This window comes from Antarcticimicrobium luteum (assembly GCF_004358185.1).
In the GTDB taxonomy this organism is placed as follows: domain Bacteria; phylum Pseudomonadota; class Alphaproteobacteria; order Rhodobacterales; family Rhodobacteraceae; genus Antarcticimicrobium; species Antarcticimicrobium luteum.
This window is the reverse complement of record NZ_SMUV01000023.1, coordinates 1-9,145: the sequence shown is the minus strand read 5'-3', so window position 1 is coordinate 9,145 and position 9,145 is coordinate 1. Positions and strand designations below refer to the sequence as shown.

The window sequence follows — 9,145 nt, the reverse complement described above, 5'->3', positions numbered from 1 at the left end:
CTACGAATACATCTGTAAAATCTGGACATCAGACCCAGATCGATTCATCCTAAATCCGATCCACCAAATGCCGGGACTGAACACCTAGGTTGGAGAAAAGGGGTGACCGAAGTGACCGCGCAGGTGGCGATCAGGCGGCGGTGGTCGTCGTCATGGAGTATCACCCTTTCCCGACTTGATTTTGGTCTGTTCCCGTGAGGGAGCCAGTCTATCCATGTGCCTACGGCGCGACGGTCAACCCCCCGGCGCGCGCCCGGGGCGCCCTGGGTCTGCGCGTCGTTGGGGTCGAAAACGCACCCGGCCGGAAAAATGTAAGGCCCGGCCCTGCGGTGCGTATTCGGCGGCGGGCCCCGTCGGGACGCGGGCCGATCCGCGATCCCTGTGTCCGGGTCCGAAGCGCCAGCGTCAAACGTCTATGCAGGGTACAGTTTTGACGCTAGCCTGAATGTGCGCATTTTTTTTCGAGATTGTTTGAATGTCCGAATTCGCACTTGAAGGCCCTGAGTTGAAGAAGATGGTCAAGCTGTCGCGCAAGCAACCGCTGCCTTTTGCCTTCAACCCGGGAAAATCCGAGGATGAACACTACTTCGCGCTGCATCGCAGGCGCCCGGCCGCAGTGCTCGGCAAGGCGGCGAAAAGCGAAGGCGCCGGCACCAAGGCCGCGTTCGGCAGCTGCACGGTCGAAGGCCGGGTGATGAGGCTGACCTGCGAGGTCGCGGTCCCGTCCATGGCCAAGAAGCTGAAGAAATTCCTCAAGGCCAACAAGATCGCACTGAATGTCGAGATCCTCGATTCCGACGGCAATGTCATCGAGTCCGACGTCGAGGATCTGCCCGACGATCCGGATCTGTTCGACGATGAAGAGGATTTCGCCGACGAGGCACCGCAGGATCAGGCCGATGCGGCGAAAGAAAAGGCCGAGGTGGACAGCGCGCAGCCGGAGATTTCCGACGCCGCAGCACTGGTGGCGCGGGTCAAGGCCGCTCAGCCCCGGATTGCCGCCGCGCCCAAGCCGGTTGCCGACAAGCTGACCCAGGCCCTGAAAAAAGTCGTCGGCGATATCAAGGGCCAGAATCTTGCCGGGGCGGCCGGAACCATGGATCAGATCGACGCGGTTCTGGCCAAGTTGCCGGCCCAGCCGGCGCCTGCGGAACCGATTAAAGAGAGAGAGCGGGGCGACGACACGCCGAGCGCCGCGGCGCTGGCCGCCGATATCCGGGCGCTGGCGCAGGATGCGCAAAAGCTGCCCGATCCGCTCAGGGCCAAGGTGGTCAAGCCGATCCAGCAACTGGGCGCGTTGGTCAAGGCCGGTGAGCTTGCCCGCGCCGCGCAGGGCGTGGTCAAGGTTCGTCAGGCAATCGACGCGATGGGCGCGCAGGCTGCCGCCGCGCCACCGCCCGAACCGCCGGCCGAACCGCCGGCCGAACCGCCGGCCGAACCGCCGGCCGAACCGCCGGCCGAACCACCGGCCGAACCACCGGCCGAACCACCGGCCGCCGCGCCGGAGTCGCCGCCGGCCGACAGCCCGAACGCCAGAGCCGAGTGGGAAGCGGCCTATGCGGCGCTCAAACCCCGGGCCGACGCGGCGATCGCGGAACAGCGGTTCGCCGCAAAAGATGTGCAGGACACATTTGAGATGCGCCTGAAGCACGCCGAGGGAATTGCCAGCGAGGGCACCCCCGAGGGGTTCGAGGCGGCGCTTCGGATCATTCCCGGCCTGCAAAAGATGCTGGACGAGGCGGCTGGCAATGCGCCGGGCGCCTCAGGCCCCGAGGTGGGCGAGGATGTTCGGCCCTTCGCGATCAGCCGGCTGAAATGGGAAAAGACGCGCGAAACCATGCATGCCGAGCTGGGCAAGCTCAAGACCGCGATCGCGGCGGCCTGCAAATCCGAACCGGGATTGGCGGATCTGGCCAATATGGTCGGCGATCTGGATGACTATCTCAAGGCGCTGGATACGCGGCTGATCGACAGGCTGGACGATGTCGTGAACGCCCCGCAGGGGCCCGAGCGCGAGACCCGAAAACAGGCCGCGCGGAGCGTTCTGGCTGAATATCAGGCCGAACTGCAAAAAGAGTTTTTCTCGGATGTGGACGGCAACAACGGGTTCGTCGACGTGACCGTCGCCGCCTCGGCCGGTGCCGCATTGGCGGAAATCGCCGCCGTGCTCGCCCCGCGCGGCTGAGCGCCCTGACCAGGTAAAAGGAACTGATCCGTGCCCTTCGATTTTTCAGACGAGCAAATCCGGTTCCTGGCCAAATACCTCAGCCCGCTGGAGGCGCGGATCCAGAAGTGGAAGCTGTTTCGCAAGAAATCGACGCGGCTGAACAACAACCAGGAGATCGCGGCGGCGATTGAAACGCTCAAGAGCGACTTTTCGGAGTGGCTGGTGGCGCGCGACGAGGTTCTGGCGAAGATCGAGGCGATCGGCATCCGCTACGATCTGACCAAGGTCCCCGAGCAGAAGGACAAATGCGAGACGCTCAAGAGGCGTCATCTGGAGATCGTGACGCTGGTCCGGGCGGCGCCCGAGGATGCGCCGGTCTTTGAGCAGGGCACCACGGATATGCGCACACTGGGGAACCTTGTCGATGCGCTGGCTGGCGAGGTTGGCGAGGCGATTGCGGCGCTGGCGCCGCCTGCCACCACCGAGGTGTTCGACGAGGCCCTGGCCGGGGTCGACAGGATCGCGGAGTTCCGGGATCACCCGACCCTCAGCCCATCGATTGCGAACAAGAGGCTGGCGGACGACGGTGCTGACGCGAAACGCGCCACCGCCCTGCAGGAGCATACCCGGCTGTGCGGTGCTGCCCGCGTCCAGATCACAGGCCTGCGCGACAGGTTCGTTGCGGTCGGGCAAGGCGCCGATCTGGAAAAACAGGCCCGGATCGCGGTGATGGATCTGGGCGCAGCGCTGGAGCCGGTCCATGCCGCTTTGTCCGCGGCGGTTTCGACCGCCGCGACCGCTGCGCTGGAGGAGATGGAGCAGGGCGGCGACGAGGTCGCCGCGCGCGAGCTGGCGCGCAGCGACAGGCTGAAGGCGGATGCCGAACGTCTGGACGGTGCGCTGGTAAAGATCGACGAAAAGATCGACGGGCTGCGGCAAGAGGTCGAGGGCGCCGAGGGGTTTCAGGAAAAACGGGCGCTCTTGGCGCAGATCGCCGCGGAAACGGAACGGCGCGACGCCCTGGAGGAACGCGCCCGGCAGATGGACGCCTATCGCGCCAGCGCCGCGCAGCGGGTTGAAAAGATGCTCGCCGCCGAGGCGCTGCAAGCCGCCGCGCAGGAGCGCGTTGCCGAGGTCGACCCGGACGGCGATGACCTTGATACCAAACTGGCCGAGTGGTCCGGGCAGCGCCCCGATGGGGCCAAGGCGATCGTACCGCTCGACCCCGATGGCGATTTGAGCGGAAAGGAACTTCAGCGCGAACAGGAGGTCATCCTCGCCAATATCGTCTATCTGAAAACGGCGGTCGAACGCAGCGCGGCCAAGATCGTCGTGGATGCCAAGCTTTATCCCGATGAGGCCGACCTGACCGAGATTTCGGCACCGCAGAAGGTCTCGCTTCTGAAGATGCTGACCCTTGCGGAGAGCCTGTGCGACAAAGGCAAACACGCCGAGGCCCGCGCGCTGCACGCCGATGTGCAATCGCTCTGGCGCAGCTTCATTGATGCGCGCAGTTTCGTTCTGCCCGACCTGCCCGAGGATGGACCGGACCTGGGCAAGCGCGTGGAGCGATCGGTCAAGCAGCTGTCGGCGGCGATCGAACGGTTGTGGGGGATGGGCGGCGACGATGGGCCGTTCCGAGATCGTCTGGACGCGATCAAACGCGCTGCGGAGACGGCCGGGACACAAGAGGCGCCGGACTATCGCCCGATCCTGGCGGACATCGACGCGATGGAGCGTGATCTGGCGCTGGCGCTGCGGCAGGCGGCGCAGCTTTCGCCCGAGGACGAGCAGTCGAAAGAGCAGGCCGCAAAAACCGCGTCAAAGATCGCAACCGCGCTGCTGTCGCTCTATCGCACCGAGGTGATCTCGGAAGGTGATGTCGCCGGCGTGCACCCGAACGATCTGCTGGTGGTGCTGAAGGACGATGGCCGCAAGGAATATCACCGCATCCGGCTGCGCGACGACGAAACGGTGCAGCGCCGTGAGGACAAGAGCATCCCGCGGGAGGCGATCGATGCGCTGCGCCAGCAGATGCAGATGCTGGATCAGATGGCCGCGTCCGACACCGCCGGCAGCGCCGAGGCCGTGGCCGCCGCCGCGAAAAAGGCGGATGAGATGCGCGCGGCCATCGCCGAGGGAGGCGATGATTACAAACGTGTGACCACCGCTCTGCAGGCGTTCGACAAAAAAATGGCCGACAAGAAGCTGCAGGAATGGCGCATGAACGGCACCGAGCCGCTGACCGCGCGCAAGGAAAAGTTTGCGTCGGGGTACGCCGCCTCGATGCTGCCCGCCGACGCGGCGAACGAAGCCGAGCAGCTGCTTTCCGAGGCCGAGACGCTGATCGCCGCAACAGGCCCGCTCAAGGAAAAATACGGTACTGTGAAGGTCAGGCTGGACGGAATCGAAAACAAGCTGTCGGCGAAACCCAAAGGCGATGATCCGACTCTGGGAAAGGTTCTGGCCGATCTGATCAAGAACGGTCCGGCCGCTGTCAGCACGGGACCGCTGAGCATTCCCGAAATGGCAGAGGTTCAGCGGTTGCAAAAGGAGATTGTCGCCGCCCTGGACAAGATCAAGGCGCTGGGTCAACACGGCACCGGCGTTCAGGGCGCCTTTCGCAAATCGCTGGGCGAGGTGCGCAAAACGCTTGAGACGAAATCCGAGCAGGGTGTGCTCAAGGCCGAACAGGATGCCGCCACGCTGGAGCAGCAGGTCGATGCGGAGCTGGCCAGGGTTCAGGTCAGACCCTCGGTCGATCCGATGGCCTATCTGCGCCAGATCGCGGCCCTGACCAAGGGCGCCGCAAAGGCCTGTGAGGACAAGGACGCGGCGCAAACACGGGCGGGCGAGCTGCGCGAGACCGCCAAGACCGAGCTGGCGGCGGCGAAAACCGCGCTGGACGGCGCCACCCGGCTGGCCAGCAAGGTGGAGTACAAGGCGGTCTACGACAGTCTGGAGTCGCAATACAAAAGTGCTGACAAGGCCTGGAACAACGGCAAGGGCGATGCGGAGGCGACGATTTCCGCCTTTGAGCCGGTCATATCCAACGCCAAGGAACTGGCTGCGGACCTTGGCCAGTTGACGACGGTCAGGACGGGCGGCGAAAGGGTCGATCTGGACGGCTTCGAAACCGCACTGAAGGTCAATATGGGCAAGGTCGCCGAAGCCGCCCTGGCGGCCGGAACGGTCATGACCACCCTCGCGGCCCAAAGCGAGGAGCAGACCGGCGACGACGATCTCGACGCAGCCATGACCAAGGTCAGGACCATTCTGGGCGAGGTTGGGGGCCTGGCCAATGTCATCGCCTTTCCGCCCGGCCTGCAGGTCGGGATCGACATGGTTCTCGCCGAGACGGACCCGGCGAAGAAGAAGGCCGATATGGCGATCCTGCGCGAAAAGGTGCTGTCCGAGATCCGCAAGATCGCGAACCGCATCGAAGAGGATCCCGCGCTGGAGGTCTACCGCGACAATCCGTTCGATCATGGCGGCAGCTGGCCGCAGTTTCGCGCGACGCTTCTGGCGCTGGAAACCCAGGTTCTCAAGTCCCTTAATCCGGGCCGGTAGGAGAGTGAAACCATGCCCCTGAGCGATGCAGAAATCACCTGGATCGGATTCGTCGCCGAGCGTGACCTGTCGAAGGAAATGGCCGAGGCCGAACAGCGCGCAGCCCTGAAAAAGACCTTTCTCGAGGAGCAGCTGAGCACCGGCCTGACCGCGGCTCATGGAGAGGTCGACATGGCCATGGGCCTTGTCATCGAGAACAGGGAGGATCCCGGCGCGGTGAAAGCCATGTGGCTGTCGCTGACCGAGCAGGAGGCGGGCAGCAACGAGATCCCCTGGCGCGCCACCGATGACGAATTGGCGGACTCCGGGCTTGGCAAATGGGCCATGCGGATGGATCTGGAGGTCGATACCAAAGAGGATATCGGCCAGAACACGATGGAGATCCCGCCGGAAAAGGCGGCGGCGATCCTGCAGGCGCATCAGCGGATCCTCGCGCTGCAGACGCATATGGAAAACCAGCTCGACAACAACGGCGAGCGTCTTTTTTCTGACGAGGATATCCGCAAGGAGCTATGGACGCCGCTGATGCGCGAGGGGCTGATCCCCGAAAACATGATACCAGAGCAGTATTCGGAGCAGGCAATCGCCTTCAAGGGCGCGATGGACCTCTATGGCGACAAGATCGCGGCCTATTCCGAGACCCACTCCAAGGGCATGGACAAGTTCAAGACCGGGATGCGCATCGCGAAAGAGGTGGTGACGGTCACCGGGGCCATCGTTTCCAACTCGATCTCCATCTCGAACGCCACCACCATTGCCGACAAGAACAGCGAGATCGGCAATCTGAAAAAGGAAGACGCCGATCTCAAGGCCGAACTGGACGGCGCCCCGCCCCCCTCGCAGGACCGGATCAACGAGATCAATGAGCGGCGCGACGCGATCAAGACCCAAAGTAAGTCGCTGACCGGTCAGGTCACCGAAATGCAGAACCAGACGAAGTATGCGCAGAACGCGACCGCGATCCTGCTGGGCGGGATGAGCGCGACCGAGCTAGTCGTCGATCACGTCGCCTCGAAAGAGCCCGATCCGCTGGTCAAATGGTGCAATACCATCGAGGGCGCGCTGTCGATCACCCAGACCCTTGCCGGCAAGACGGTGGACAGCGCGATGCGCGGCAACGGCGCATCGACCGGCATGATCACCTGCGTGTCCGCCGCCATCACCGCATCGTTCGCGGGCGTCAAGATGGTGCCGACGTTGATCCTTGCGGTCAAGGAACCCGACGACAACAAGCGCGCCAGGCTGATCGACAAGCTGATCGGCAATCTGGCCGAAACGGTGTCGTCCTCGATCAGTTCGGTGGCCGGAAAGATCACCGACGAGGCCGGCAAAACGGAAGACAGCACCGAGAAACAGCAGCTGAAGGATCAGGCCGCCGCGCTTGACCAGATCGCGACCGCGCTGAAACTGGCGATCACCCAGGTGGGCAAGGGACCGGCGGTCCTGCAGGCGATCAAGAACGGCAACAAGGGAGAGCTTGCCATGCTGCTGGGCGGCGCGGCGATTGCGGCGGGGTTCGGGGCAAGTTCCGAGGCGATCTATGACGGGGTCCGCGACGATACCGCCTCGCGCGAGATCATGGATATGAACAAGGGCGAGGCGCAGTTCCACGAGGGCACCGGTTCGGGCCAGGAGGCGGGGCAGGATGCCGGCTCGGCCAAGTCGATGGCGGCGATCACCAGCGCGCTGGAGCAGATGGACAAGCCGGCGCTGAGCGGTCTGAAGGCTGGCTCAAGCGACCCGCTGGCGGGCACCTCGGCCGAGGAGCTGGCGCAGCAGATCGAACAGCAGGCCGAGGAAAACGCCCGCAAACGGGCCGAGAGCGAGCTGGCAGAGGCCTTCACGCCCGAGGCCATCCAGGAGATGATGAAAGAGGCCGATCAGGAACTGGCCGGTTTCGAAGAGCTGTATTCCCAGGCCCATCCCGACGGCGACATCACAAAACGCACCGCGGAGGAGATCGTGCAGGCGCAGCAGGCCATCGACCGCGCGATGGCAAATACCGCCGCCCTTCGGCAGAAGGTCGCGCTGATCAACGGGCTGACCGCCACCGGGGCAGGGGTGCTGGCGGCCCTTGTGCCCGGCACCGGCGCGGTGGTGGCGGCGCAGAAGGTCGCCAAGGACATCTATGTGCTCAAGAAATGCGTCGACACCCATAATGCCTGGGTGGATTCGATGGAGGTGGCCTTTGCCGCGCAAAGCGGCGTCGCCGCGGCGGTGCAGAACACCCTGAAGAACGCCAAGATCCATCTGGACCACGCCAAGGTATCGCTGGTGCTGCACACGGCGCAGGCCGGCGCGGCGGTGGCGCAGGTGATGGACCCCTCGGGTGTATCGTCGATCGTGTCCGCATCTTTGTCGATGGCCGACGCGGTGGTCGAGTTCGGCTACAAGATGCACACCGAGCGGGCGATCTCGGTGGGCTGGATCGCCTATAAGGATGCCCGCGACAACCCCGGCAACCGCAAGCGCGCGCGCAAGGCGCTTCGGCTCAACTCGACTCTGGCCAAATACTGCATTGCCTATGGCGCGTCGATCATGGGCGATCCCTCGGCGCAACAGGCCATTCGCGCCACCGGGCTGACCGTGGCGGCGTTGCAGAACGACAAGGATATCTGCGTCAAGCTGATCGCCTATCTCGAGAACGAGCTGAGCGACGATCCCACCGTGCTGAGGGTCGTCAACACAAAGGATAGTAAATGGCATCCGGGCCGGCCCGAGCTGACCCTGAACTCGTGGATGGCGTTCAAGGGCGCCGCCGCGCGCAGCGCCGATCCGCTGCTCGCCCCCGAAAGCGCCAAGACGCCGGGGCTGGACCGGCTGCTCACCGAACTGGGCAAGATCGACGGCTGGCACGACAAGTCGGCCTTCGAGCTTGCCAGGTCCAATTATGACAAGCTGACCGTCGCGGCGCCTGACGCGCAGTTCCCGGATCAATTCCGCACGCTGCTGGACAGGAACCGCGCCGCCTATGACCTGTTGCAACGGGCGATGACGGCCTTTTCCGCCTATGCTCCGGTCAGTGCGGCCTCGTCGGCGGCCCCGCATGAGGGGATGGCGCAGATCGGCGCGAGCTTTGCCACCCTGGCGCGCCTCAACAGCGCGACGGTGGCGGCCAATATCGATGCGCTGGAAGGCTATATCGCGATTCACGCCCCGTCCTGAGGCCAACGGCCCGGTGAGTCCCCGCCGCCAGGGCCGGTTTTCGCCCTGACTCGCGGCCGTTTGGCCATGATCCGGGGTGTTTCTGTGGGTATCCCTGTGGGTAACTCCGCCTGGACCGGGAATGCCGTGGATGAGTCGTGTGATCGGTCCGGCGGGGCAGAGGGGCACTGCGGCTCCTGCTGGGGTCTTCACTTTTAAAGCGTTGAAAACAGGTTGTTTTCTGTGTTTTTGAAAAAAAGATGG

3 protein-coding genes are annotated in these 9,145 nt (G+C 64.3%); all 3 read left to right on the top strand.

Annotation, left to right across the window (positions count from 1 at the left end):
* Window positions 1-475: 475 nt before the first annotated feature.
* The 3 genes from E1832_RS00430 to E1832_RS00420 are packed head-to-tail and all read left to right on the top strand — an operon-like array spanning window position 476 to window position 8,902.
* The gene (locus tag E1832_RS00430) at window positions 476-2,185 is read left to right on the top strand and encodes a hypothetical protein (RefSeq protein ID WP_133357822.1); all 1,710 of its coding nucleotides are present in this window, start codon (window positions 476-478) and stop codon (window positions 2,183-2,185) included.
* Window positions 2,186-2,215: 30 nt separating this feature from the next.
* A complete protein-coding gene (locus E1832_RS00425) occupies window positions 2,216-5,737 on the top strand; it encodes a hypothetical protein (RefSeq protein ID WP_133357821.1) in 3,522 nt (1,173 codons plus the stop codon).
* Between the two features lie 12 nt (window positions 5,738-5,749).
* On the top strand, window positions 5,750-8,902 hold the full coding sequence (locus tag E1832_RS00420; protein WP_133357820.1) for a hypothetical protein: 3,153 nt from the start codon (window positions 5,750-5,752) through the stop codon (window positions 8,900-8,902).
* Window positions 8,903-9,145: the final 243 nt, after the last annotated feature.

Excerpts from the sequence above, each read along its gene's own strand:
- E1832_RS00430 (WP_133357822.1), top strand. The coding sequence starts at position 476 with ATGTCCGAATTCGCACTTGAAGGCCCTGAGTTGAAGAAGATGGTCAAG.
- E1832_RS00420 (WP_133357820.1), top strand. The coding sequence starts at position 5,750 with ATGCCCCTGAGCGATGCAGAAATCACCTGGATCGGATTCGTCGCCGAG.